The sequence below is a fragment of the Nonomuraea sp. B208 genome (assembly GCF_057536035.1).
Genome location: NZ_BAAJOU010000011.1, coordinates 94,459 through 119,123, shown reverse-complemented (window position 1 = coordinate 119,123; position 24,665 = coordinate 94,459). Strand labels below are relative to the sequence as shown.

Here is a 24,665-nt window from a genome sequence, read left to right as displayed (position 1 = left end):
CCGCAGCTCCTCGTACGTCAGCCCCGGCCGCGGCGGCGCGTTGGTCACCAGCGTGCCGGCCGCCGCGGCGAGCCCGGCGACCAGCTCGCGGCCACGCGCCGAGCGCAGGTCCACTGTGAGTGAGCGCTTGCCCTTGTTGAGCCCCGCCCAGTAGAGGCTCCGGCCGGAGGGCGCGAGCGGCCAGCGCCCGATGTCGGGGCCGCCGCCGATCGGATCCACCCGTACGACGTCCGCGCCGAGCTGAGCCAGCGTCATCCCGCCGAGCGGCGCGGCGACGAAGCTCGACAGCTCGACCACCCGCAGCCCGGCGAGCGGCGCCGTCCGATCATCGATCACGCCCCAGACCCTACGCCGGAGCGTCCTCCCGGGCCACCGGCCGGAATCTGCGAAGATTTTATACGGAAAAGTAATTCGTGTATTGTTCGTCGCGGTTACCGTGGAACAGCCGGGTCCCCCCGGGTCCCACGACACGGGCGAGGAGGCAGTGATGACGCAGGTGCTGCATCCGCTCCGGGCGCACACGAGGCGGGGTGCGACCGGCCACGACGAGAGCGGAGCCGCCGAGCACCTGCTCCACGTCGATCCCCTCCTCCGCGTCACCTGCACCGTCCGTCCCGGCCCCTCGCTGGTCAGGGTCGTCGGCGAGATCGACCGCAGCAACGCCGCCGAGCTGCGGCGCACGCTGGAGCAGGCCCGGCGGATCGACGACGAGCTCGTCGTCGACGTCGGCGGGGTGAGCTTCACCGACGTCACCGGCCTGCGGGCGCTCGCGGCCTTCGCCGCCTCGGGCCGCGCGGCCGTCCGTGACGTCCCGCAGCAGATGGGCCGGTTGATGAAGCTCGTCGGGATGCCCGCGTTCCCGAGCCGGTCGAGCCCCCCGTGGCGTGAGCCGCCGCCCGCGGGGTAGGCGGGTCGCCATGGCAGAGGAGAGTAGGGGCGGTGACGACCGGCGGCGCATCGCGCTGCCCGGCGTGGTGCTCGGCATCGGGCTCGGCGGGTTCGTCGACGGGATCCTGCTGCACCAGATCCTGCAGTGGCACCACATGCTGAGCAGCACGGACACCGACAACATCGGCGTGCGCGACTATCCGGTGACCACCGTGCCCGGCCTCCAGATGAACACCCTCTGGGACGGCCTGTTCCACACCTTCACCTGGCTCGCGGTGCTGACCGGCATCGGGCTGCTGTATTCCCGGGTCACCGCCTCGCGCGGGCGGGTGTGGCGCTCGCGGGCGCTGTGGGGCTGGGTCCTCGTGGGGTGGGGGCTGTTCAACCTGGTCGAGGGCGTCGTGGACCACCACCTGCTGGGCATCCACCACGTACGGACCGGGCCGGGACAGCTCGCCTGGGACCTCGGGTTCCTGCTGTTCGGCGCGCTGCTCGTGGCGGGCGGCTGGGGTCTGCAGCGCGGGGCGCGGGTCGTCGACCTGTGCGAGCCGCGTACGGCGGCCGGCCCCCTGCGGTGACGCACCAGCACGAGCACGCCGCCACCCTGCCGGTGCTGCTCGCCCTGCTGCTCGTCGGCTACCTCGTGGCGGCGGCGCGGACCCCGGGCTGGAGCCGGTGGCGGACGGCGGCGTTCGCCGGCGGGGCGGCGCTCGCCGCGTTCGCGCTCACCGGGCCGCTCGCCGCGTACGCCGCGGCCGACTTCCGCGGCCACATGACGCAGCACCTGCTGGTGGCCATGCTCGCGCCGCTGGGCCTGGTGCTCGGCGCGCCGGTGACCCTGCTCCTGCGCGCGCTGCCCCGCCTGTACGCGCGCCGCCTCGGCGGACTGCTGCGGGCCCGCGTGCCGCACCTGCTGGCGCACCCGGTCACCGCGCTCGTGCTGAGCACCGGCGGGATGATCGTGCTCTACTGCACGCCGCTCTACCGCGCCGCCCTGGTCACACCGTGGCTGCACGAGCTGGTGCACGTGCACTTCCTGCTGTCGGGATGCCTGTTCGCGTGGGCGATCGCCGGTCCTGACCCCGCCCCGCGCCGCCCCTCGGTGCCGGCGCGGCTCGTCGTGCTGGGCGTGGCCGTCGCGGCCCACGCCGGGCTCTCCCAGCTCATGTACGCCGGGCTCGGGGTGGACCTGCCGGTGCCCGCCGCGCAGCGTACCGGCGCCGCCGAGATCATGTACTACGGCGGCGACCTCGCCGAACTCCTGCTGGCGGCCGTCCTGGTGGCCGGCTGGCGGCCGGCGAGGCGGATCGCGTACGCCCGCCAGCCGGGCTAGCCGGCTCCCGGCGCCACGTCAGGCGCGCGGGCCGGCGCCGTGCAGCAGGGTGTCGATGATGCGGGCGGCGAGGGTGTCCGGGTCGGCGCCGTCCGCGTCGCCGTGCAGCGACTCCCCGATGAGGGCGTAGTAGACCCGGCGCACCCAGTCGAGATCGGCTGACGGGTCAATGAGCTTGTCGGCCTGGGCCCGACGCAGCACGGCGGTGCAGGCGCGGCCGATCTCCTGCTGGATGACGTCGGCCTCGCTGCCGGGGACCGCCGGCAGCCCCAGGGCGAACGCCCAGGCGCTCTTGACCTGGAGCACGTTCGCGGTGATCCGGTGCATCGCCACCAGCGGCGGCGCGGTGTCCGGCCTGCCGTCGTCCACCGCCTGGGCGAGCTGGCGGGCCGCGGACGACGCCAGCGCCTCGACCAGCGCCTGCCGATTGGCGAACCGCCGGTGGATCGTGGTGCGGGCCACCCCCGCCGCCGCGGCGACCTGCTCCATGGAGGCTGCGGGGTCTTCGGCGAGCACCCGCTCGGCCGCCTCCAGGATCGCGCGCACGCTGCGCTCCGCGTCCGCGCGCAGCGAGCGCGCCGTCGTCTCACCCATCAGGCCTCCCGCTTGTCCATTTTCCCAGGAACACGATACATGGTCGATGCCTTACAGAAGCTAACTGCACCAATGCTGTTGCAATTCTGTGGATTACTGATACTTTCTCCTTCCAGTTAGCCACCCACAGAAGGAGTGACCATGAACAGCACCGCCCTCGTCACCGGAGCGTCGTCCGGCCTCGGCGCCGAGTTCGCCGCTCAGCTCGCCGCCCAGGGCCACGACGTGATCCTGGTGGCGCGCTCGGGCGACCGGCTCGCCGCCCTCGCCCAGCGCCTGATCGCCGAGCACGGCGTCCGCGCCCACGTGCTGGTCCAGGACCTCGCCGAGCCGGACGCCGCCCGCCGCGTCGCCGGCCAGCTGACCACTCGCGGCCTGACCGTCGACCTCCTGGTCAACAACGCCGGCTTCGGCACCTGCGGCCGCTTCGAGGAGATCCCCACAGCCCGCGACCACGACCAGCTGATGGTCAACGTCGTGGCGCTCGTCGACCTCACCCACGAGCTGCTGCCCGGCATGCTGGAGCGCGGCCGTGGCGCGGTCGTGAACGTCGCCTCCAACGCGGCCTTCCAGCCCTCCCCCTACTTCGCCGTCTACGGCGCGGCCAAGGCTTTCGTCCTGAACTTCGGACTGGCCCTGCGGCAGGAGTACCGCCGGCGCGGCATCCGCGTGCTCACCCTGTGCCCCGGCCCGGTCGAGACCGCCTTCTTCGACACCATCGGCACTCGCAAGGCGGCCGTCACCGGCTCCATGACCACTGCCGAGCCCGTCGTACGCGCCGCGCTGCGCGCCCTGGAGCGCGACCGCGGCTATGTCGCGCCCGGGCTCAGCAACGCCCTGGCCGCGCACCTGACGCCCCGCCGCCCCCGGACGCTGGTCGCCGCCATCGCCGAACGCATCACCCGCAAGGTCCTGACCCCCTCGGCCACCCCGTCCGCTGCCTCGTCCGCTGCCTCGTCCGCCACCCCCGCCGCCGTCTCCTCGGCCGCGCCGGAGCACACCGCATGAGATTCGCCACCGCCCCCGTGGGCGCGGCCTCGGCGATGCTGCTCGTCGGCACCTCGACCGCGGTCTCCGCCACCATCGCCGGCTACCCGGTCTTCACCGGACAGGCCCTGCGCTACGCGCTCGCCGCCGCGATCCTGTTCGCCGTCGTCGGCCACCGCCGCCTGCCCCGCGTCCGCCTGACCGCACGTGACATCCTGCTCCTCATCGCACTGGCCGCCACCGGCCTGGCCGGGTTCAACCTCTTCCTCGTCGAGGCCACCCGGCATGCCGGCCCTGCCATGATCGGCACCGTGGTCGGAGCCGTCCCCCTCGTGCTCGCCCTCGCCGGGCCCCTGATCGAGCGCCGGCGCCCGGCCGCCCGCACCGTCGGCGCCGCGCTCGTGGTGGCACTCGGCGCGGCCGTCGCGGCCGGCCTCGGCTCCGGCAGCCTGAAGGGCCTGCTGCTGTCGCTGGGCGCGCTCGCCGGCGAGGTGGCCTTCTCCCTGCTCGCCGTCCCTCTTCTGCCCAAGCTCGGCCCCCTGAGGGTGGCCGCCTATCCCGCCGCCCTGTCCGTCCCCATGCTGCTGGCGGCGGGACTCGTCCTGGAGGGAACGGCCTCCCTGCGGCTGCCCACCCTCGGCGAGGCGGCCGCCTTCGGCTACCTCGGCGCGATCGTCACCGCGGCCGCCTTCTTCCTCTGGTACGACGCGCTGCGCCGTCTCGGCCCCGACCGCGCGGGTCTGTTCGCCGGCCTCGTACCGGTCGGCGCGCTGCTCACCACCCTCGCGCTCGGCCTCGGCCAGGCGGGCCCGGCCGACGTCGCGGGCGCCCTGCTCGTCGCCGCGGGCGTCGCACTCGGCCAGCGACGGCCGGGCCGCGACGCCGCCGCCCGGCAGCGCCAGGACACGCGGCATCAGGACACGCGGCCCCAGGACACGCGGCCCCAGGACACCCGGCACCCGGACACCCGGCACCGGGACACACCGGCCGCCTTCGCCTCGCATCAACCGATCGGTTGATGCGGCATCCACCATCCCGGTCCCCGCCCGGACGATCCGCCGCCCCCCGCCCCCACGCGATGCTCAAGGCATGCCAACACACCAGGAGCCCGCCCTCCGCACGACGGGACTCCGCAAAGCCTTCGGCGACCACCTGGCCGTGGACGACATCGACCTCATCGTCCCCGCCGGTTCCTTCTACGGACTGGTCGGCCCCAACGGCGCCGGCAAGACCACCACCCTGGCCATGGCCGTCGGCCTGCTCCGCCCCGACGCCGGCAGCGCCGAGATCTTCGGCGTGGACGTCTGGCGGGACACCGTACGGGCCAAGGGGCTGATCGGCGTGCTGCCCGACGGCAACGCCATGCCGGAACGGCTGACCGGCCGCGAGGTCCTCACCTACCTCGGCCTGCTGCGCGGCCTCCAGCCCGACGTGGTCGCCGACCGCACCGACGAGCTCCTCCAGATCCTGGAGCTCGACGCCGCCGAGCGGACCCTGGTCATCGAGTACTCCACGGGCATGCGCAAGAAGATCGGCCTGGCCGTCGCCCTCCTGCACGCGCCCCGCCTGCTCGTCCTGGACGAACCGTTCGAGGCCGTCGACCCCGTCTCCGCGGCCACGATCAGGACGATCCTGCGCAGATTCGCGGCCAACGGCGGCTCGGTGATCATCTCCAGCCACGTCATGGCCCTCGTCGAGCAGCTCTGCGACCACGTCGGCGTCATCTCCGACGGCCGGGTGGTGGCCGCGGGCCCGCTGGCCGACGTACGCGGCGCCGGAACCCTGGAGGACGCCTTCATCGACCTCGTCGGCGCCCGCGCCGGCGGAACGGAGGGGCTGGCATGGCTCACCTCGTGACCCCGGGCCCGGCCGCACTGGCCCGGCACATGGTCCGCATGCGGCTGGCCCTCACCCGCAACTCCCTGCGCGGCGACAACGCCACCAACCTCTACGGCGGCGCCTCGCTCGGGCTGGTCCTGGCCTTCGGGACGATCGCGGTCGCCGTCCTGTGGCCCGCCTACCTGCCCGTCACCCTGGCGGTGTGGCTCTCCGGCTGGATCTTCGGCCCCATCTTCATCGGCGGCGGCAACGAGGCCCTGCGGCCCGAGTACTTCTCGATGCTCCCGGCCACGCCGGGCCGGATCGCGGCGGCACTGCTCGCCGGGGCCTTCGCGGGCCCCGCGCCCGCGGTCAACCTCGTCGCCCTGCTGTCCCTGCCCGTGTACGGCTGGCGCTTCGGCCCGGCCGGAGTGCTCATCGGCCTGGTCGCGGCGGTCGCCACGCTCGTCACCATGGTGATGGTCTCCCGCGTCATCGTGGCGCTCATCGGCCTGTTCGTCAGGTCCCGTGCCACCGCGGTCGCCGTGGGCGTCCTGACCGGCACCGCCATCGCCCTGTGCAGCAACGGCTGGGCGCTCCTCGTAGCTCTCGGCGGTGCCGACACCGCCGCCTGGTCCGAGATCCTGGTCCGCGTCCTGCCCTCCGGGTGGGGGGTGGCGGCCGTGGAAGCGTCCTGGCCTCTCGCCCTCGCCATCCTCGCCGGCAACGCCGGCGTGATCGCCCTCCTCCTCGCCGCCTGGGCCGCCCTGCTGTCGCGGCGCGTCGTGTCGGCCGTACGCGGCGGTGTGCCGCCCCGCCGCGGCGCGCCCCGGCCTTTCCCCACCGCCGGCGGGGCCCGCGTCGTCGCCGCCAAGGAACTGCGCGCCTGGTGGCGCGACCTCGTCCGCATCCAGCTCCTCGCCACCGCCTTCGCCTACGCGATCGTCACCCCCCTCCTGCTCGTCACCATCGGCGTCTGGGCCATGTTCCCCTTCATGGGGCTCATCGCGATCGTGATGGCCGCCGCGTCCTCGGCCAACCTCTACGGCGCCGACGGGACCGCCCTGTGGCTCACCCTCATGACGCCGGGGGCGGAGCGGGCCGACGTACGCGGCCGTCAGCTGGCCTGGTTCCTCATCGTGGGCCCGGCGGCCGTCGTCCTGTCCGTGGCCGGCACCCTCGTCAGCGGCGAGACCTGGGCCTGGCCGTGGGTGCTCGGCCTGCTCCCCGCCCTCCTCGGCGGCGGCGCGGGAGTCGTCATCCTGCTCGCCGTCACCTCGCTCGTCCCCGGCACCGACCCCCACAAGCGCGGCGGCAACCCGCTCAGCACCGGCGCCGACGAGACCGCCGAGACCAGCCTCGCCTGGCTCGTGCTCGTCGCGGTCCCCACGACCGCCCTTCCCACGGCCGCCGCCGTCCTCCTGCACCCCTGGGCCGGCATCGCCACCGGGGTGCTGACCGGCGTGCTCTGCGCCTGGGGGTTCGGCCGGATCGCCCACCGCAGGCTGGAGAGCCACGGGATCGAGCTGCTCAACCTCATGAAGCACGGCCCGGCGCCCCAGGCCGACAAACCCTCCACCGCGGACCTGCCCACCCAGCACCGCATCGGCGTCACGGTCTGCTACACCATCGCCTGGCTTCCCCTGTTCCCCCAGGGACTCGTGCCCCTGGTCATGAAGATCGTCGGCATCCAGGACCCCGTGTGGTTCCTCGCCCTCCATCTCCCGCCGGTCTGGCAATGGCCCACGATCATCTTCATGATCGCCCTGGGGCTGCTCATGTACGGCTACGCGATCTTGATCCCCATGCGCCTAAGCTCGTCCTCGTCGGCCACCGCCACCGGGTGAAGCGATCCGAGAGAAGGGGCACTATCCCCATGGACGACCCTTTCCCGCCCTCGACCTGGGAACGACGCTTCGAGCGCGTCGCCGAGATCGTCCCCTACATCACCCTCGCCGCCTCCCTCGTCATCAGCCTGGCCGCACCCGAGCGGCCGGCGGACGAGATCCCCCGCACCCTCGCGCTCACCGCGCTGGCCCTCGCCTGGCTGCTCGGCACCCGCCCCCTGCTCCGTGCCTTGCGCAGGCGGCGGGTCGCCGTCACCGTTCACTTCGCCGGCGTCCTGGCCACCGCCGCGCTGCTGAGCTTCCACGACCCGATCTTCGTCATCTACTGCATCTCCGGCTACTTCCTCGCCGCCCACTTCGCTCCCTCCAAGTGGACCTTCGCCGCCGTCGCCGCCACCTCCGTCGTCCTGTACGGATCCACGCTCGACTGGACCCAGGCCACCCCTCAGCTCGTCGTCTTCCATCTGGCGATCGTCGCCGTGCAGACCGTCGCCATCGGCGGCGGTCACATCGCCGGCATCAGGATCGAGGACCGGCAGCGCAAATATCGCAAAGCGGTCAGCGACCTGCAGACCGCCCTGGAGGAGAACGCCGACCTGCACGCCCAGCTCCTCACCCAGGCCCACCAGGCCGGCATCCTCGACGAACGCCAGCGCATGGCACGCGAGATCCACGACACCCTCGCCCAGGGCCTCACCGGCATCATCACCCAGCTCCGCGCCGCCCAGCGCGTCGAGGACTCGGGCACCCACCTCGAACTCGCCCTCGACCTCGCCCAGGACAGCCTCACCGAGGCCCGCCGCTCCGTCGCCGCCCTCCAGCCCCACCAGCTGGAGGACGCCCATCTCCCCGAAGCCATGACCACCCTGGCCCGCAACTGGGCCCAGACCACCGGCGTCGACCTCCACGTCGAGGTGACCGGCGACCGCGTCCCCCTCAGCCCGGCCATCGAGGTCACCCTGTTCCGCGTCGCCCAGGAGGCCCTCGCCAACGTCGCCAAGCACGCGGGCGCCACCCGCGCCGGCCTCACCCTCTCCTACACCGGCGCCGTCGTGCTGCTCGACATCCGCGACGACGGCACCGGCATCGACAATCCCGACAGCGGCGGATTCGGCCTCAGCAGCATGAGACAACGCCTGCGCGGCGTCGGCGGCACCCTCGAGGTCGAGAGCACGCCCGGCGAGGGCACCGCCGTCAGCGCCACCGTCCCCGCCCTCCAAGGAAACCCCCGGTGATCCGCCTCCTCATCGTCGACGACCACCCCATCGTCCGCCACGGCCTGCGCGCCGCCTTCGAAGCCGAGCCCGACATCCACGTCGCCGGCGAGGCCGGCAACGGCCGCGAAGCCGTCGACCGGGCCGCCGCGCTCCAGGTCGACATCGTCCTCATGGACCTGCGCATGCCCGAGATGGACGGCGTCACCGCCATCACCGCCCTGCGCCACTCCCACCCCCACATCAAGACCCTCGTCCTGACCACCTTCGACGGCGACTCCGACGTCCTGCCGGCCATCGAGGCCGGCGCCTCCGGCTATCTCCTCAAGGACGCCCCCACCGACGAGCTCCTGCGCGCCGTCCGCGCCGCGGCGGCCGGCGAGCCGGTCCTGTCGCCGTCCGTCGCCGGCCGCCTCATGGGCCAGGTACGCAAACCGGTCAAGGCCGCACTCACCGACCGCGAACTCCAGGTCCTCGCCCTCGTCGCCGACGGCGCATCCAACCGCCAGGCCGCCGCCAAGCTCTTCATCAGCGAGGCCAGCATCAAGACCCACCTGCTGCACATCTACGACAAGCTGGGCGTCCGCGACCGCGCCGCGGCCGTCGGCGAGGGGTATCGCCGAGGCTTGCTCAGCTAGCCGCCGAAGGGTTCTTCCAGTTTGCGGGCGAGCTCTTCCAGGGCGGACAGGTCGGCGGGCGAGAGCCGGTCGATGACGTGGCGGCGGACCGATTCCAGGTGGGCGGGGGCGGCGTCCTCCAACGTCTCCAGGCCGTGCTCGGTGAGGACGAGGTAGCAGCCCCGGCCGTCGTCCGGGTCGGGCTCGCGGCGCAGCAGGCCGCGGGCCTCCATGCGGGTGGCGTGCCGGGACAGCCGGCTGCGCGACCAGCCCATCTTGGCGGCCTGCTCGTGCAGGGTGCTGGTGCGGCCGGGACGTTCGGAGAGCGTGCTCAGCACCTCGTAGTCGGGCTCGGACAGGCCGAGCGCGGCCAGGTCGTGGGCGGTGCGGGTCTGGATCGCGATCATCATGCGGCGCAGGGCGCGCCAGGCGCGTTCCTCGTCCGCGTCGAGCCAGCGCACCGTCTCGTGGGACCGCTTCGTTGACATGTAAACAAGATACCAGCTACGTTCGTTTCCATGTCAACGAAACCTCTTCGGGTCCTCGTCCTCGTGTGCAGCACCCGTCCCGGCGCCCTCGGCCCGGCGGTCGGCCGGTGGCTCATCGACGCGATCGCGCCGCAGGCCGCGGAGCTGGGCGTGGAGCTCCTGCCGGTGAGCCTCGGCGACCTCGCCCTGCCGTTCCTCGACGAGGAGGGCGAGCCGGGGGCCGGCGTCTACCAGCACGAGCACACCAAGCGGTGGAGCGCGACGGTGGACGCCGCGGACGGCTTCATCGCCATCACCCCCGAGTACAACTACGGCATGCCGGCCGCCTTCAAGAACGCCCTCGACTACCTCGGCCGCGAATGGGCGTGGAAGCCGATGGGATTCGTCAGCTACGGCAACACCTCGGCCGGCACCCGGTCGGTCCAGCACGCCAAGCAGGTCGTGACCACGCTGCGGCTGGTGCCGCTGGGCGCCACGGTCGCCCTGCGCATCGCCGACACGGTGGACGGCGGGCGGCTGCGCCCGGACGCCCGCCGCGACAAGGCCGCCGTCGGGGTCCTCGACGAGCTCGTCCGCCTCGCCCACGCCCTGCGGCCGATGCGTGAGCGGGTCCGCCCGGCCTCGCGGCCGGCGCCCCTGCCGGGCTCGTACGTGCGGACGCTGACCCCCGACGACGCCCCGGACGTCCTGGTGCTCCAGCGCTGCTGCTGGGTGGAGGAGGCGCTGGCCAACGACACCCTGGCCATCCCCGCGCTGGAGGAGTCGCTGGAGCAGGTGCGCGCCTGGCTGGCCACCTGGCGGACGACGGGCCTGTGGCGGGACGGCCGGCTCCTCGGCATGGTGCGCACCCGCCGCGTGGCCGACGACTGGCACGTGGGCCGCCTCGGCGTCGTCCCCGACCTGCGCGGCCAGGGCGTCGGCCGCTGGCTGCTGCACGAGGCCGAAGCCGCCGCCGAGGCCGGCTGCCGCCGCGTCGTGCTGTCCACCGGCGCCAGGAGCGAGCGCAACATCCGCCTCTACCAGGCCGAGGGCTACCGCACGGAGTCGTCCGACGCCACGACGACCACCCTCACCAAGCCGGTGCCCGCCGACGTGTCCCGGTTGACGGGGGCTCCGGCTGGCGCGTAACGACTTTTCCCGACTTGTCACGAGATTTGCTGATCTCTGTGATCCTGGGCTTCGCGACTTTCAGGACGCCCAGAAGGGAACTCTTCGTGCGACTGTTAACCCGCCTGATCGCGGTGGCCACGACCGTGACCGCGTTGTCCGCAGTCCCTGCCGCCGCGGCGCCCCAGCTGGTGGTCAACGGCACGTTCACGGCCGGCACCGCGCCCTGGTGGAACTCGGCGAACACCTCGACGGCCGTGGACGCGGGCCGGCTGCGGGTCACCGTGACGGGCGGCACCGCCAACCCGTGGGACGCGATGGTGGCCCAGAACGACATCCCCCTGGCCCAGGGCAAGGCGTACACCCTCTCGTTCGACGCCTCGGCCTCGGCCGCGGTCACCGCGGTCACCACCGTGCAGCTCGCCGACGCCCCCTACACCAACACGCTGACCAGGTCGCTCTCGCTCTCCACGACGAGCAAGCGCTTCAGCTTCCCCTTCACCTCCGGCCTCGGCACCACGGCCGGGCAGGTGTCGTTCCAGCTCGGCAAGAACGCCGGCTTCAGCTTCTACCTGGACAACGTCTCGCTGACCGAGCAGTCCCCGTCGGGGCCGGTCGCCATGACCGACGGCTTCTACGTCGACCCCGGCTCCAACCCGGCGACCTGGGTGCGGAGCAACCCCGGCGACTCCCGGGCCGCGCGCATCCAGTCGGCCATCGCGTCCAAGCCGATGGCCCGCTGGATCGGCGGCTGGAGCGGCGACGTCGGGGCCGCCGTGTCCGCGTACGTGTCCGCGGCGGACGCGGCCGACAAGCTCCCGGTGCTGGTCGCGTACAACATCCCGGGCCGCGACGCGTGCGGCGGGCACTCCGGGGGAGGGGCCGGCAGCGAGGCCGAGTACAAGAACTGGATCTCCGCGTTCGCGTCCGGCATCGGCGCCCGGCCCGCCGTCGTGATCATCGAGCCCGACTCCCTGGGCGACTTCGCCTGCATGGACGACGCCGCCGTGCAGGCGCGCAACCGCATGCTGACGTACGCGACCGAGCAGTTCCGCGACAAGGCGCCCAACACCTGGGCCTACCTCGACGCGGGCAACGCCGGCTGGGTCGCGGCGGGGACGATGGCGACCCGGCTGAGCAACGCGGGCGTGGGCAACATCCGCGGCTTCGCCGTAAACGTCTCCAACTACTACCCGACCGCCCAGTCGGCCGCCTACGCCTCCTCGGTCAGCGGGGCGCTCGGCGGCGGGGCCAAGTGGGTGATCGACACCAGCCGCAACGGCAAGGGCTCCAACGGCGAGTGGTGCAACCCCGCAGGCCGCCAGCTCGGCACGCCCGCCCAGGTCGGCGGCGACGGCGGCACCGAGATGCTGCTGTGGGTGAAGGTCCCCGGCGACTCCGACGGCAACTGCGGCATCGCCCCGGACACACCGGCCGGTCAGTTCAGCCCGGCCCTCGCCGTCCGCCTGATCGACGGCACCTGATGATCTCGCGGGGGTCTCGCCCAGGACCCCCGCACCTAGCCGGGGCGGCGGTGCTCGCCCACCAGATGGCCGTTGTGGCGGACGCGCGCGGCCGCGTAGGGGCTGAGGGAACGGGTGACGAACGACTCGGCGATGCTGTCGGCGTGCCGGCGGTCCACGCCCCAGCCGATCGTGTGCCAGTCGCCCTGGCCGTCGCCGTCGGCGAGGTCGAGCACGGTGATCTCGAAGAGCTGGTCGGCCGGAGCAGGGGTGCAGGAAACGTGCCTGGTGCCCGTGTCGGTAGCCGGTCGCTCCATGCGGCACTCCTTTCGGTTCCGGAAGAAGGTGTTACCGCGCTGCGGCCACGGAAACATCTCCGGCCCCGCCAGGCGCGGTGGCTCGCTGATACCGGAAGAGAAGTTCGTTATAGGATCTTCCGCAGAAGAGCCTCAAGTCTCGTTCGAACAGGGCTGGGGCACCGCCCGAGCCGGGAGCATGAGATCAGGTGAGCGCCTCGCAGGAACGTCCTTCCACCTGGACCTTCCTCACCCATCACGCCCGGGTCCTGCTGGAGATCGCGCGGGACCCGGAGGCGCGGCTGCGTGACATCGCCGCCACCATCGGCATCACCGAGCGGGCGGTGCAGGGCATCGTGTCCGACCTGCACGACGCCGGCTACCTGTCGCGCGAGCGCGTGGGCCGGCGCAACCACTACAGCCTCAACCTCGACCAGTCCTTCCGCTATCCGACCGAGGCCAACCTGCCGGTCCGCCTGCTCATCGACATGTTCACCCAGCACGACCTGCCGGGCGGCAAGACCTCCTAGCGGCGACGCCCGCGCCCGCGGGCTTGCCAATCCTTGGCGTGATGGGGGTAGAGTGGACTCGGTACCAAGAAGGACGAGATCGGTTGTGATGGTTTCGTTACCTGGAACCGTGATAAAAAAGAACTGATTGGGAATCTCCCTTCACGAAGTCCAGCAGAGGGCTTCAGCTCACGCGACAAACGTGGTGTGCCTCTGCCTGGGCTTTTTTGCCGTCCGCAGGGGCGCCTCAGATCTACTCTCGGAGTATCAGATGGCAGTCCTGGACATCGCACTCGAAGAGATGACGGCCGAGCAGCTTCTGGTCGAGATGAACCGGCCCGAGACCTCCGACCTGCACCAGGTGCGGATCCGCGAGCGTCTTGTGGACATGTACAGCGGCCTGGTCAACGAGGTCACCCGCCGCTACTACCATCGCGGTGAGCCCATGGAGGACCTGCGTCAGGCCGCGTACGTCGGCCTGATGAAGGCCATCAACGGTTTCGACCCGGAGCTCGGGCACGAGTTCCGCGGCTACGCGATGATCACCATGGTCGGCGAGGTCAAGCGCCACTTCCGCGACCGCACCTGGGCCATCCGGGTGCCGCGCGTCTACCAGGAGCGCCGGCTTGAGCTGAACAAGGCCACCGCCGAGCTGACCCAGACGCTCGGCCACTCGCCGACCGTCGCCGAGTTGGCCGCGAAGATGGGCATCTCCGAGGAGGACGTGCTGCTCACGCTCGACGCGTCGTCGGCGTACAACACGCTGTCGCTGGACGCGCCGGTCGGCGGCGAGGAGGACGCGGCCGACCTGGGCGACTTCATCCCCGCCCAGGACGACGCGCTGGACAACATGCTGGGCGCGCACGCGGTCAAGCCGCTCATCGACGCCCTGCCGGAGCGGGAGCGCAACATCCTGCTGATGCGCTTCTACGGCAACATGACCCAGTCCGAGATCGCGGCCGAGTTCGGGATCTCCCAGATGCACGTCTCCCGCATCCTGCGCGCCGTGCTGGCCAAGCTGCGCAAGGCTCTGCAGGACTGACCCCCGGTCTCCGGCCCCCTCCGACGGGGCCGGGGCCGCGGAGGGCTCAGGCGGAGACCTCGGCGTCGGCACGGGATCCTCGCCCGAGCGGCGGGCGGCGGGCCCAGGTGGCCCAGCGCCAGAGCCACTCGACGGGGCCGTAGTGGTGGCGACGCAGCCAGAAGGCGGAGAACAACCACTGGACGGTGAGGATGGGGGCGGCGATCAGGATGACCGTCGTGGAGGGCCAGTCGCCCGGCCGGCCGCCGATGAGGTGACCGCCCGCCAGGACGAGGAGCGTGGCGGTCAGATAGTTGGTCAGCGCCATGCGGCCGAGCGGTGCGAACACGGCCTGCAGCGCCGGCCGGAGCGGTGTCCTGAGCAGCAGCAGGACGAGGCATACGTACACGCCCGCGAGGAGTAGTCCGGCCACGACGGAAGCGAGCCGGACGACCGGGCCGGCGGGTGACCCTGATGCCTGGACCCACAGAGCGGGCGCCCCCCGCCGCGAAGGCGTCGATGCCACCGGCGATCGGCTGGATGTTGGCGAGCAGGATGCCGCACAGGGCGAAGCCGCGCAGCACGTCGAGCGCGGCGATACGGGTGCTCTCTGATCGCATGGGGTGATTCTGCGATCTTGGGGCTCCGCGCGGATATCGGCCGAAAGGCAGAACCGGCGCGAGGACGGTCGTCCTTTCGATCGATTGCACGGCACGGAGACTGGCAGGCTGATCCTGTGACAGGTGACCGGTTCCGGGATCGGCGCGAGCGGAAGTACGCGTACGACTTCATCGACGAGGTGCGCCTGTGCTGCGGGGAGTGCGGCTACGTCGACGACGAGCCGGACGGCTCCGTCGTCGTCGGCGGCCCGGTCGATCCCTTCTTCCGGCGGCCGGTCTGGTTGCAGGCGAGCTGCCGCGGACACGTGCTGTGGGCGTACAACGTCCGGCATCTCGACCTCCTCGAGTCCTACGTCGCCGCGAAGCTGCGCGAACGCGGGGACGTCGTGGCCGGGGCTCCGGCCAGCCTGGTCGAGCGGCTGCCGACGTGGCTCAAGACCGCCAAGAACCGGGCCGAGGTCCTGCACACGATCGCGCGCCTGCGCGCGACGCTTCGACCGGGGCTTGAATGTCGCCTTCCTAGGCTGCCTTCATGACCGCACCTCATATCGCCATCAACCCCAGCATCCTGTACTTCGGAACCCCGGTCGTGCTCCTGACGACCGAGAACGCGGACGGCTCGGCCAACCTCGCGCCGATCTCCTCGGCGTGGGCGCTCGGCCAGGTGGTGGTGCTCGGGCTCGGCGCCGAGGGTCAGAGCGCGCGCAACCTCGCCGAGCGCGCCGGCCTGGTGATCAACCTGCCCGCCCCGCACCAGTGGGAGGCGGTGGAGCGGCTCGCCCCGCTCACCGGCCGTGACCCGGTGCCGGCGAGCAAGCCCGCCGGCTGCCGGTTCGAGCCCGACAAGTTCGGCGCGGCGGGGCTGCGGGCCGAACCGTCGGACACGGTACGGCCCCCGCGCGTGGCCGAGTGCCCCATCCAGCTGGAGGCCAGGGCCGAGCGGGTGGGGGAGGCGGTCTCGGGCGGGTTCGTCATCGTCGAGGCCGCGGTCGGCAGGGTGCACGCCGATCCGCGCCTCGTCGTCCCCGGCACCGACCATGTGGACCCGGCCGCGTGGAGCCCGCTCATCTACAACTTCCGCCACTACTTCGGGCTCGGCGCCGAGCTGGGCCACTCCTACCGCAGCCAGACGCCACGGGAGGCGGTCGCCGGGTGAGCACGGCTACTGGGCGCCGACGTTCTGGGCCGCCCGGTAGACGGCCATCGCCTCGTTGCCGAAGAACGGGCCGAACATGAAGTTCGGCGCGAAGTCGTACTTGAAGCTGTTGACCGAGTTGAGCCAGCCCTGCCCGGTGGAGGCGTTGAAACCGGCGAACCAGGGGCCGCCGCTGGAGCCGCCGGTCATGTTGCAGCGCAGCCCGAGGTCCCTGGTCTGCACGGTGTCGTCGATGGCGCGCCCGCTGCAGTAGATGAGCCGCGAGCCGTCGAACGGGGCCGCCGCCGGATAGCCGAAGGAGAACATCTGCCGTCTCCTCGGCTGGTTGAACGCCACGCCCTGCCCGCCCACGACGTCCGTGAGCGAACGTCCCTGGAGCGGCGCGACCACGGCGGCGGCGACGTCGAAGTTGATGTTCTCGTTGGCGTTCCACTGCTGGGTGGTCAGCAGCGTGGTCGCCACCCAGGTCCCGAACGGGCGGCGGCCGTTGTCGAAGCCGGGCACGAACACCCAGTTGCGGTGCGCGGCCCCGTTGAGCTTCACGCAGTGCCCCGCGGTCATCACGACGCTCTCGTTGGCGCTGGTGACGGCGGTGCCGGAGCAGGCGGAGTTGCGGCCGTCGGCCGTGGTGAAGAAGACCCGGCCGACGGTGCGGGTCACCGCGCCGCCGTCGGTCCAGCGCAGGCCGGGGCTGTTCTGCAGCACCTCGGCCGTGCGCTGGGCCGACACCGGGCGGACCGCGTACGAGCGGCCCTGCGTCGGGGTGGACGACGCGCCGCGGGTCGCCCACGGGGTGCCCTGGGTGGGCCCGGATCCGCCGGAGCGGCGGATCTCGGGCGTGTCCAGCGGCTGCGCCGCCAGCATGCGCTGGGGCGTCCAGTACGACAGGACGGTCCTGCGTTCCGAGGCCGAGTCCGCGCCCGCCCAGCCGACGGGGTTGCGGTCGAACCCGCTGGTGGTGCTGCCAGTGATGCTGGACGCCTGGGCCGAGGCCGCCGGGACGAGTGCGCCGGCCACGGCGATCGCGGCGGCGGAGAGCAGGGCGACTCTGCGGTGCATGACGTACCTCCTGAAACCGAATAGTTGCCGTTTGGAGGTACGTACGAGAAAGAGCAAGTTCCTCAAGACATGCCGGAATGGATATGGATCCCCCGGAGCTCGGGGTCAGTGGCCCGGCCAGTACGGGGCGAGCAGGTCGAACCGGTTGGGCAGGCCGAGCAGGTAGCGGATGTCGTCGGAGTCGTGGATGGGCTTGAACTCGCGCGGCAGGTAGAGCTCGTACAGCCGGGCGCGGCTCGCCGAGGACCCGGCCGCGTCGAGGATGGCGTTGGCCGCCATCCGGCCCGCCTCGTTGCCGCCCTCCATGGTGGCCAGGTTGATGCTGTTGCGTACGTAGTCGGCGGCCAGGTAGAAGTTCGGGATCGCGGTCGTGGCGTCCGGGCGGTTGGACCAGGACGAGGTGCTGTTGATGAGCAGCGGCTCGTCGTTGGCCACGGCCGAGGTGCCCTCGCCGGTGATCGCCGGGTCCACGAACCACGAGTGCACGATCGAGTCGGGCAGCAGCGCCGCGCCGTTGGGCAGGGCCGAGCGCACCTGGGCCAGCACCTCCTGGACGATCTGCGGCCGGGTGCACTGCTTGGCGGTCTTGCCGAACAGGATGCCGGGCGTGTTCCAGTCCGACAGGTCCAGCGACAGGCAGTCGACGGCGGTGCCGTCGCCGTAGGTCGCGGGGAAGCTCGTGGTCCAGAACTGCGCCTGGCTGATCGAGGTGAGCGCCCACGGCGTGGCCGCGTAGATGAGGTGGCCCTCGGCGATCGGCCGGGGCTGCTTGAGATAGATCATCACCCCGTTCATCCAGTCGGTCTGCAGGTGGTCGAGCCGGGCCAGCGCCGGGTCCGCCGTCTTCATGGCGGACGACAGCAGCGGCCGGATCCGCTCGACCGGCAGGGCGGCCACGTAGTGGTCGGCCGTGACGGTGGAGGCGGCGCCGGTGGGGCCGGTCACCTGGGCGCCGGTGACGCGGCCGCCGGAGTAGGTGAAGTCGGTCGCGGTCCAGCCGAGCTTGAACTGCACGCCCATCGAGGTGAGGTGGTCGATCCAAGGGGTGAGCCACACGTCGCTGGAGGGGCCGTTCAGCACCATGTCCGGCGGGCCGTACGGGCCGAGGCCGAGCCCGCTGTAGATGAGGGCCTCGAACATCAGGCCCATGGTGCGGGTGTTGGCGAGGTCCGGCTGCGCGGCGACCAGGGAGGCGGTGAACATGCGCACCAGCAGGTCCTGGTACTGCTGCGACATCTGGCTCGCCTTGATGAAGTCGGAGAAGCCCATGTTCTCCCACTGGCCGAGCCGCCGCCGCGGGCCGCTGGTGATGAACGTGACCAGCTTCGAGATGAAGAAATTGATCTCGGTGAGCGGGACCGTGGTGAGGGCCGTCAGCGCGGTGCGTAAGTAGTCGCCGATGGCGTCGGGGGTGATCGCGCCGAGGTCGCCGGGGATGGGGACGCGCAGCTCCTTCCCCTTGTACGCGATCACCTCCAGGCTCGCGGGGACCAGGTTGTCGCGGACGGTGCCGGAGCCGTACGGGATGCGGCTCATCGTCTCGGGCAGGTTCTGGTAGAAGCCGGGGAAGAACCGGAAGCCGTGCTCGCCGGGCAGGTCCTTGCGGCCGCCCGCGCCGGTGCCGGGGACGGGGATGCTCCGCGACTTGCCGCCGAGCGCCTTGCGCTCGTACACGGTGACCTGGAAGCCGCGCTCGGCCAGCTCGTGGGCGGCGCTCAGGCCGCCCATGCCGGCGCCGAAGATCGCCACGTTCTTGCCCGCCGCGGCGCTCACCAGGGCCGGGGCGGCGGCCCTCGCGCCCGGCATGCCCCATAGCGGGCCGGTCGCCGCGCCGGCCGCGGTGGCCATCGCCCCCGTCACGAACCGCCGCCGCCCGATGCCGTCCCGGCTCTGCTGTTGCTCCATGGCCGTTCCCTTCGCACCCGCTAACCGACACTGCTGTTGGTTCAGCTAGCCGTGACGATGAACGGCCGGATCACACCTGTCAAGGGTGTGGTGTGCGGACCAGGACGCTAGTGGGCCTCGGGCTCGGGCAGCGTGGACAGGCCGTTCCAGAGCACGAGCATGGCCGCCTCCACGAGCCGGTCGCGCGGCACCGCCGGATGCCGCTCCCACCACTGGGCCAGGCCGTCGGTGCCGGAGATCAGCAGCTCGACCACCGCCTGGGCGGCCTCGCTGTCCGGGTCGAGGCCGAGCCTGCGCAGGTCGCGGCCCAGCATGACGGCCACCGAGCGGGTGCGGGCCTCCCTGATGCCCCAGCGCACCGCCTTGATCTCGGGGTCGTCCTCGTCGGTGTGGTCGAACAGCAGCCGGCGGGCGGCCGGGCGGTCCTGGGCGAAGCTGAAGTAGGCGTCCAGCGTGGCGCGCAGCCGCCTGCCCGGCGAGCCGCTGCCCGTGATGCGGGCGCCGACGTGGGCCACGAGCCCGGCGTTCTGCTCCTGCAGGACGGTGATCAGCAGCACCCGCTTGGACGGGAAGTGGTCGTAGAGCACCGACCGGGTCACCCCGGCGGCGGACGCGATCTCCTCCATGGCGGTGGCGTGGTAGCCGCGCGCGGCGAAGACGTCCAGTGCGGCCTCGGTGATCCGGGCCCGGCGGGCCGTGCCCGGCATGCGCTTCTTCGGCTCGCTGGTCGCCATGTCCCGCACCCTACCGTCCGTGAGGCGTTGACTCCGGTCTCGGGAGCGCTTACGTTCCTCGTAACCGACACTCCAGTCGGTTATGGCTGTCCGCCGGGAGGGTCCGATGGCCGAGCAGGCCGACGTCGTCATCGCCGGAGCACGCTGCGCGGGCGCGGTGGCCGCCGCGACCCTCGCCCGCCAGGGGCTGCGGGTGATCGCCGTGGACCCGGCGCACTTCCCTTCCACCACCGTCTCCACCCACCTGCTCTTCGCGGGCGGCGTGGCCGAGCTGGCGCGGGCCGGGGTGCTGGAACGGGTGGAGAAGATCGGCGCGCCCCGGCTGTCGCGCGCCTTCATCGGCGGCCCCGGGCACGGCGCGGCCGGCGGCTACACGCCGGTGGACGGGCTGGACTACGGCATGTGCGTACGCCGCGCGCCCCTCGACGCGGCCCTCGTCGACGCCGCCCGCGAGGCCGGGGCGGACGTCAGGGAAGGCCACCGCGTCACCGAAGTGCTCTGGGAGAACGGGCGGGCCGTCGGCGTCCGCGTACGCTCCCGCGCCGGCGGCGACCACCCGGAGGAGCCCGGCGGGCAGAGCGGGTCAGCCGGCTCCGGCGATCAAGGCGGCTTCGGCTCGTCCGGCGGTCGGGGTGGCTCCGGCGCGTCCGGCGGCGCCCGAGGCTCGGCCGGCCCCCAGGGCTCCCGCGCCTCCGGCGAGTACGAGGTCCGCGCCCGGCTGGTCATCGGCGCCGACGGGCGGCGCTCCACCCTGGCCCGGCTGCTCGGCGTCGAGCAGCCGCGCGTCACCCACGCCAACGGCCGGGCCTGCTACTACGCCTACTACGAGGACCCGCGCGAGGAGTGGCGGAACACCGCCGCCATGTGGCTGACCGGCCGCGAGCTGGGCAACGCCTTCCCCTGCGACGGCGGTCTGTCGCTGGTGCTGCTGATGCCGCCGGTCGAGCGGGTGCCGGACTTCCGCGGCAACCTGGAGGCGGAGTTCGAGCGGACCGTGACCCTGGTGCCGGGCCTCGCCGAGCGCCTGTCCGGCTGCTCCAGGGCGACGAAGGTGGTCAGCTCCACCACGCACCCGTCCTACTTCCGCCGCTCGTCCGGCCCGGGATGGGCGCTCGTCGGCGACGCCGGCCACTTCAAGGACCCGGTCACCGCCCAGGGCATCCGCGACGCGATCCGGTTCGCCCGGCTGCTCGGTGAGCGCGCCGGCGGCGTCATCGGCGACCCGGCCGCGCTCGACGACGCCATACGGGCGTGGGAGCGCCGCCGCGACGCCGAATGCGTGCACACCTACCACTGGACGAACCTGCTCGGCCGCGGTGACGCCCTGGCCCCCGTGCAGTTCGAGCTGCTGCGGGTGCTCACCGACGGTCCCGGCGGGGTGCGGCGCGTCCTCGACGTCTACTCCCGGCTGCGCGACCCGAGGGAGACCCTCGCCCTGCCCGGCCTGCTCCGCGCCACGGTCCGCGCCCTCGCGCACGGGGCGGGGGAGCGGCCGGCCATCCTGCGCAGCGCCACGGAGGCGCTGCGGGAGCTGGCCGGCAACCGCCGCGAGGCCCGGCGGCTGATCCTCCCCTGAGCGCCGGGCCCTGACCGACGAGCGCAGTGCCGCAACGCACGCCCGTACTGAGTATTGCGCCACAGAACCGATGGGACCCGGTGCGCTCTAATCGGCGTAGGCGGAAGACCGCCCCTCCCCGCCAAAGGGGATGATCTGTCACAGGGGACCCACAATGCGAAACCGCATCGGAGCCGTCCGCGCCATGGGGCTGCGCGCGCTTCTCGTCGGCGCGGCGGCGGCCGCGCCGCTGCTCGTCCTCGCCGGGCCGGCGAGCGCCGCCGGCACCGTCGACAACTCGAGCGGCCGCCTGGTCATCAGCTCGACGACCACCAACAACGCCGTCACCGTGAGCGTGTCCGGCACGAACTACGTCGTGGTGAACACGCTCACCACGCTCTCTCCCGGAGGGACGTGCACGCAGGTCGACTCCCACACCGTACGGTGCCCGTCGGCGAGCGTCACCGACCTGAGCGCCGTCCTCGGCTCGGGCACCGACCTGTTCACCAACAACACCGCCCTGCCGTCGCTGGTCTTCCTCGGCGACGGCGCGGACTTCTTCCAGGGCGGCTCGGACAGTGACCTGGTCAGCGGCGGCGGCGGGAACGACACCATGAACGGCAACGGCGGCGACGACACGCTGCTCGGCGGCGCGGGCACCTCCGACCGCGCCTCCGGCGGGCCCGGCACCGACACCTGCGTCGCCGAGATCGTGGACACCTGCGAGAGCTGACCAGCGGGCGGCCGGGTCAGACGGTGAACTCGACGCCCTGGGCCAGGGGCAGCTCACCGGAGTAGTTGACGGTGTTCGTGGCGCGGCGCATGTAGCCGCGCCACGCATCCGACCCCGACTCCCGGCCGCCCCCGGTCTCCTTCTCGCCGCCGAACGCCCCGCCGATCTCGGCGCCCGAGGTGCCGATGTTGACGTTGACGATCCCGCAGTCGGAGCCCTCGGCCGACAGGAACAGCTCGGCCTCGCCCTGGTCGCGGGTGAAGATGCTGGACGACAGCCCCTGCGGCACCGCGTTGTTGAGCGCGATCGCCTCCTCCAGCGTCTCGTACGGCAGCACGTACAGGATGGGGGCGAACGTCTCGCGCGTCACGACCGGCACCTGCGCGCCGACCCGGACCAGCGCCGGCTCGGCATAGTAGGCGTCGGGCGCCTGGTCGGCGAGGCGCCGGCCGCCCCCGGCCACCAGCGTGCCGCCCTGCTCGCCCGCCTCCCGCAGCGCCTCCCGCATGGCCTCGTACGCCCGCCCCGAGATGAGCGGCCCCACGAGCGTCCCGGCGGCGAGCGGGTTGCCGATCGGCAGCCGGCCGTAGGCGCCGGCCAGCCGCTCGGTCAGGGCGTCCACGACGGAGGAGTGCGCGATGACCCGCCGCATCGTGGTGCACCGCTGGCCCGCCGTGCCCGCCGCGGAGAACACGATGCCGCGTACGGCGAGGTCGAGGTCGGCCGACGGGCACACCACGGCGGCGTTGTTGCCGCCGAGCTCCAGCAGCGAGCGGCCGAACCTGGCGGCCACGCGCGGCCCCACCTCGCGGCCCATCCGGGTCGAGCCGGTGGCGCTGACCAGCGCGATCCCCGGATGGTCGACCAGCGCCTCGCCGAGGTCGGGCCCGCCCAGCAGGACCTGGCCGAGGTGCGCGGGCGCGCCCTGCTCGGCGGCGGCCCGGTCGAGCAGCGCCGCGCAGGCGAGCGCGGTCAGCGGCGCCAGCTCGGACGGCTTCCAGATGACGGGGTCGCCGCAGACCAGGGCGATCGCGGTGTTCCACGACCACACGGCGGCGGGGAAGTTGAAGGCGCTGATGACGCCGACCACGCCGAGCGGATGCCAGGTCTCCATGAGCCGGTGGCCGGGCCGTTCCGAGCTGATCGTGCGGCCGTAGAGCTGGCGGGACAGGCCCACGGCGAAGTCGCAGATGTCGATCATCTCCTGGATCTCGCCCAGCGCCTCGGAGGTGATCTTGCCGACCTCCAGGCTGACCAGCGTCGCCAGGTCGGCCTTGTGCGTTGTCAGCAGCTCGCCGAAGCGCTTGACCAGCGCGCCGCGCACCGGCGCGGGCACCACCCGCCAGGCCAGGAACGCGGCCCGCGCCCGCGCGACGGCCTCGTCCACCGCCTCGGGCCCGGCCCAGCCGACGCGGGCCAGCGGCGCGCCGTTGATCGGCGAGGTCGTGGTGACGCCGTCGCCCAGCGCGTCCACGTCCACCCCGCAGCGTTTCGCGGTCTCCCGCGCGGTCGCGGCCAGCTCGGCGGCGCTCGGCAGCATCATGAAAGGCTCCTTGTTCACGATCACACGATGTTGAGCTCGGGACGGGCCGCGGACCGCGCGAAGCGGCGCGCGTTGAAGCCGGACACGTCCGTGAACGGCTCGCGTCCCAGGTAGAGGTCGCGCACGACCTCGCCGACCGCCGGGCCCATGAGGAAGCCGTGGCCGGAGAAGCCGGTGGCGTAGAGGAACCGCTCGACGCCGGGGGCGGCGCCGATGAGCGCGTTGTGGTCGGGCGTCACCTCGTACAGGCCGGCCCATCCGGTGGCGACGCCGGTCTCCATCAGCGCGGGCGCGCGGCGGGCCATGGCCTCGCCGAGCCGCGGCAGCCAGGCGTCGGAGCGGTCGAGCTTGAAGCCGGGCGTCTCGTCCGGGTCGGACATGCCGAGCAGCAGCCCCGGCCCCTCCCGGTGGAAGTAGAAGGTGGTGCCGAAGTCGATGGTGAACGCCGTCGGCGGCAGGCCGGGCACCGGCTCGGTCACCAGGACCTGCCGGCGCAGCGGCGTCACCGGCAGGTCCACGCCCGCCCACGCCCCGACCTCGCGCGACCAGGCCCCGGCCGCGCAGATCACGGTTTCGGTCTCGATCCGGCCGCCCTCGGTCAGCACCGCGGTGACGGCCCCGTCCGCGACCTCGATGCCGGTCGCCGCGCAGCCGGGCAGCAGCCGCGCGCCCAGCCGCCGGGCCGCGCCCGCGTAGCCGAGCACCACGGACTCGGGCGTGCAGTGGCCGTCGCTGGGGGAGAAGGCGGCGGCGAGCAGCCCGTCGGTGGAGATGAGCGGCGACAGCGCGGCGGCCTCGCGCACCGGGATCATCCGGCTGGGCACGCCGAGGTCGTTCTGCACGGCGACGTTGCGCTCGAACTCCGCGACCGCCTCGGGCGTGTCCAGCAGGAACAGGTAGCCGGGGCGGTGCAGGTCGATCTCCTGCCCGAAGCGCTCGGCGAAGTGCTCGAACGTCTCCAGGCTGCGTACGGCCAGCTCGATGTTGACCCGGTCGGAGAACTGCGCCCGCACGCCCCCGGCCGCCTTGCAGGTCGAGCCGGAGCCGAGCGGCCCCTTGTCGAGCAGCACCACGTCGCGCACCCCGGCCGCGGCCAGCTCGTACGCGATGCTGACCCCCATGACGCCGCCGCCGATGATGACCACCGCGGCCCGCCGGGGCAGTTCTCGTCCCATCGA

Annotated in this window: 27 protein-coding genes; 17 read left to right on the top strand and 10 right to left on the bottom strand. The window is 72.7% G+C overall.

Going from position 1 to position 24,665, the window contains the following annotated elements; translation table 11 throughout:
* Positions 1 to 336, bottom strand: a 336-nt coding sequence (locus tag AC27IY_RS10250; RefSeq protein ID WP_487177767.1) for a CoA transferase, incomplete at its 3' end; no start/stop codon positions are given.
* A 151-nt stretch (positions 337 to 487) separates the two neighbouring features.
* Between AC27IY_RS10250 and AC27IY_RS10245 the strand changes: the two genes are divergently transcribed.
* The 3 genes from AC27IY_RS10245 to AC27IY_RS10235 are packed head-to-tail and all read left to right on the top strand — an operon-like array spanning position 488 to position 2,221.
* On the top strand, positions 488 to 907 hold the full coding sequence (locus AC27IY_RS10245; protein ID WP_449943815.1) for an STAS domain-containing protein: 420 nt from the start codon (positions 488 to 490) through the stop codon (positions 905 to 907).
* A 10-nt stretch (positions 908 to 917) separates the two neighbouring features.
* Entirely contained in the window at positions 918 to 1,466 is a 549-nt protein-coding gene (locus AC27IY_RS10240; RefSeq protein ID WP_449943818.1) for a DUF2243 domain-containing protein, read from the top strand.
* Complete coding sequence (locus AC27IY_RS10235; RefSeq protein ID WP_449943821.1) at positions 1,430 to 2,221, top strand: cytochrome c oxidase assembly protein; 792 nt, start codon at positions 1,430 to 1,432, stop codon at positions 2,219 to 2,221. Before AC27IY_RS10240 ends, AC27IY_RS10235 begins: the two co-directional genes overlap by 37 nt.
* 18 nt (positions 2,222 to 2,239) lie before the next feature.
* Here AC27IY_RS10235 and AC27IY_RS10230 read toward each other — a convergent pair whose 3' ends face one another.
* Positions 2,240 to 2,815, bottom strand: coding sequence for a TetR/AcrR family transcriptional regulator (locus AC27IY_RS10230; protein ID WP_449943824.1), 576 nt, complete (start codon positions 2,813 to 2,815; stop codon positions 2,240 to 2,242).
* Between the two features lie 141 nt (positions 2,816 to 2,956).
* Here AC27IY_RS10230 and AC27IY_RS10225 point away from each other — a divergent pair, with 141 nt between their 5' ends.
* The 6 genes from AC27IY_RS10225 (at position 2,957) to AC27IY_RS10200 (ending at position 9,319) form a co-directional block, all read left to right on the top strand.
* Positions 2,957 to 3,823: an SDR family NAD(P)-dependent oxidoreductase gene (locus AC27IY_RS10225; RefSeq protein WP_423472965.1), complete on the top strand. Its 867-nt coding sequence runs from the start codon at positions 2,957 to 2,959 to the stop codon at positions 3,821 to 3,823.
* A complete protein-coding gene (locus AC27IY_RS10220; protein ID WP_449943828.1) occupies positions 3,820 to 4,821 on the top strand; it encodes a DMT family transporter in 1,002 nt (333 codons plus the stop codon). The genes AC27IY_RS10225 and AC27IY_RS10220 overlap by 4 nt, the downstream gene beginning before the upstream one ends.
* Positions 4,822 to 4,891: 70 nt before the next feature.
* Positions 4,892 to 5,659 carry an ABC transporter ATP-binding protein gene (locus tag AC27IY_RS10215; RefSeq protein ID WP_449943831.1) on the top strand — a complete coding sequence of 256 codons (768 nt, stop codon included), beginning with the start codon at positions 4,892 to 4,894 and terminating at the stop codon, positions 5,657 to 5,659.
* Positions 5,644 to 7,467 (top strand): hypothetical protein, encoded by a 1,824-nt coding sequence (locus tag AC27IY_RS10210; RefSeq protein WP_487177766.1) that lies wholly within the window; start codon positions 5,644 to 5,646, stop codon positions 7,465 to 7,467. The genes AC27IY_RS10215 and AC27IY_RS10210 overlap by 16 nt, the downstream gene beginning before the upstream one ends.
* A gap of 29 nt (positions 7,468 to 7,496) precedes the next feature.
* Positions 7,497 to 8,702 carry a sensor histidine kinase gene (locus AC27IY_RS10205; RefSeq protein ID WP_449943837.1) on the top strand — a complete coding sequence of 402 codons (1,206 nt, stop codon included), beginning with the start codon at positions 7,497 to 7,499 and terminating at the stop codon, positions 8,700 to 8,702.
* A complete protein-coding gene (locus AC27IY_RS10200; protein WP_344204427.1) occupies positions 8,699 to 9,319 on the top strand; it encodes a response regulator in 621 nt (206 codons plus the stop codon). The genes AC27IY_RS10205 and AC27IY_RS10200 overlap by 4 nt, the downstream gene beginning before the upstream one ends.
* On the opposite strand, the gene AC27IY_RS10195 is transcribed toward AC27IY_RS10200, so the two are convergent.
* Positions 9,316 to 9,786: a MarR family winged helix-turn-helix transcriptional regulator gene (locus AC27IY_RS10195; protein WP_423472958.1), complete on the bottom strand. Its 471-nt coding sequence runs from the start codon at positions 9,784 to 9,786 to the stop codon at positions 9,316 to 9,318. The genes AC27IY_RS10200 and AC27IY_RS10195 overlap by 4 nt on opposite strands.
* Positions 9,787 to 9,816: 30 nt before the next feature.
* Here AC27IY_RS10195 and AC27IY_RS10190 point away from each other — a divergent pair, with 30 nt between their 5' ends.
* Both AC27IY_RS10190 and AC27IY_RS10185 read left to right on the top strand, forming a co-directional pair.
* Positions 9,817 to 10,914 (top strand): GNAT family N-acetyltransferase, encoded by a 1,098-nt coding sequence (locus tag AC27IY_RS10190; RefSeq protein ID WP_449943841.1) that lies wholly within the window; start codon positions 9,817 to 9,819, stop codon positions 10,912 to 10,914.
* A gap of 86 nt (positions 10,915 to 11,000) precedes the next feature.
* A complete protein-coding gene (locus tag AC27IY_RS10185) occupies positions 11,001 to 12,377 on the top strand; it encodes a glycoside hydrolase family 6 protein (RefSeq protein WP_487177765.1) in 1,377 nt (458 codons plus the stop codon).
* Positions 12,378 to 12,412: 35 nt separating this feature from the next.
* On the opposite strand, the gene AC27IY_RS10180 is transcribed toward AC27IY_RS10185, so the two are convergent.
* A complete protein-coding gene (locus tag AC27IY_RS10180; RefSeq protein WP_423444958.1) occupies positions 12,413 to 12,673 on the bottom strand; it encodes a hypothetical protein in 261 nt (86 codons plus the stop codon).
* A gap of 188 nt (positions 12,674 to 12,861) precedes the next feature.
* Between AC27IY_RS10180 and AC27IY_RS10175 the strand changes: the two genes are divergently transcribed.
* Positions 12,862 to 13,182 (top strand): helix-turn-helix transcriptional regulator, encoded by a 321-nt coding sequence (locus AC27IY_RS10175; protein WP_364458723.1) that lies wholly within the window; start codon positions 12,862 to 12,864, stop codon positions 13,180 to 13,182.
* Between the two features lie 250 nt (positions 13,183 to 13,432).
* Positions 13,433 to 14,203 carry a SigB/SigF/SigG family RNA polymerase sigma factor gene (locus tag AC27IY_RS10170; RefSeq protein WP_020546016.1) on the top strand — a complete coding sequence of 257 codons (771 nt, stop codon included), beginning with the start codon at positions 13,433 to 13,435 and terminating at the stop codon, positions 14,201 to 14,203.
* A gap of 46 nt (positions 14,204 to 14,249) precedes the next feature.
* Here the strand turns inward: AC27IY_RS10170 and AC27IY_RS10165 are convergent, their stop codons facing one another.
* Complete coding sequence (locus AC27IY_RS10165; RefSeq protein WP_487177764.1) at positions 14,250 to 14,615, bottom strand: DUF418 domain-containing protein; 366 nt, start codon at positions 14,613 to 14,615, stop codon at positions 14,250 to 14,252.
* A 303-nt stretch (positions 14,616 to 14,918) separates the two neighbouring features.
* Here AC27IY_RS10165 and AC27IY_RS10160 point away from each other — a divergent pair, with 303 nt between their 5' ends.
* Both AC27IY_RS10160 and AC27IY_RS10155 read left to right on the top strand, forming a co-directional pair.
* Positions 14,919 to 15,338 (top strand): hypothetical protein, encoded by a 420-nt coding sequence (locus tag AC27IY_RS10160; RefSeq protein WP_487177763.1) that lies wholly within the window; start codon positions 14,919 to 14,921, stop codon positions 15,336 to 15,338.
* Positions 15,335 to 15,958, top strand: coding sequence for a flavin reductase family protein (locus tag AC27IY_RS10155; RefSeq protein WP_423472952.1), 624 nt, complete (start codon positions 15,335 to 15,337; stop codon positions 15,956 to 15,958). The genes AC27IY_RS10160 and AC27IY_RS10155 overlap by 4 nt, the downstream gene beginning before the upstream one ends.
* Before the next feature lie 6 nt (positions 15,959 to 15,964).
* On the opposite strand, the gene AC27IY_RS10150 is transcribed toward AC27IY_RS10155, so the two are convergent.
* From AC27IY_RS10150 to AC27IY_RS10140, 3 genes are all read right to left on the bottom strand, one after another.
* Entirely contained in the window at positions 15,965 to 17,017 is a 1,053-nt protein-coding gene (locus AC27IY_RS10150; RefSeq protein WP_487177762.1) for a trypsin-like serine peptidase, read from the bottom strand.
* A 105-nt stretch (positions 17,018 to 17,122) separates the two neighbouring features.
* Positions 17,123 to 18,922 carry a hydroxysqualene dehydroxylase gene (locus tag AC27IY_RS10145; protein ID WP_487177761.1) on the bottom strand — a complete coding sequence of 600 codons (1,800 nt, stop codon included), beginning with the start codon at positions 18,920 to 18,922 and terminating at the stop codon, positions 17,123 to 17,125.
* Between the two features lie 107 nt (positions 18,923 to 19,029).
* Entirely contained in the window at positions 19,030 to 19,656 is a 627-nt protein-coding gene (locus tag AC27IY_RS10140; RefSeq protein WP_449943859.1) for a TetR/AcrR family transcriptional regulator, read from the bottom strand.
* A 106-nt stretch (positions 19,657 to 19,762) separates the two neighbouring features.
* Here AC27IY_RS10140 and AC27IY_RS10135 point away from each other — a divergent pair, with 106 nt between their 5' ends.
* Together AC27IY_RS10135 and AC27IY_RS10130 are read left to right on the top strand one after the other, a co-directional pair.
* Positions 19,763 to 21,232 carry an NAD(P)/FAD-dependent oxidoreductase gene (locus AC27IY_RS10135; RefSeq protein WP_487177760.1) on the top strand — a complete coding sequence of 490 codons (1,470 nt, stop codon included), beginning with the start codon at positions 19,763 to 19,765 and terminating at the stop codon, positions 21,230 to 21,232.
* A gap of 154 nt (positions 21,233 to 21,386) precedes the next feature.
* Positions 21,387 to 21,944, top strand: coding sequence for a calcium-binding protein (locus tag AC27IY_RS10130; protein WP_487177759.1), 558 nt, complete (start codon positions 21,387 to 21,389; stop codon positions 21,942 to 21,944).
* 16 nt (positions 21,945 to 21,960) lie between these two features.
* Here the strand turns inward: AC27IY_RS10130 and amaB are convergent, their stop codons facing one another.
* Positions 21,961 to 23,487 carry an L-piperidine-6-carboxylate dehydrogenase gene (amaB, locus tag AC27IY_RS10125; protein ID WP_487177758.1) on the bottom strand — a complete coding sequence of 509 codons (1,527 nt, stop codon included), beginning with the start codon at positions 23,485 to 23,487 and terminating at the stop codon, positions 21,961 to 21,963.
* 20 nt (positions 23,488 to 23,507) lie between these two features.
* Complete coding sequence (locus AC27IY_RS10120) at positions 23,508 to 24,662, bottom strand: NAD(P)/FAD-dependent oxidoreductase (RefSeq protein ID WP_487177757.1); 1,155 nt, start codon at positions 24,660 to 24,662, stop codon at positions 23,508 to 23,510.
* Positions 24,663 to 24,665: the final 3 nt, after the last annotated feature.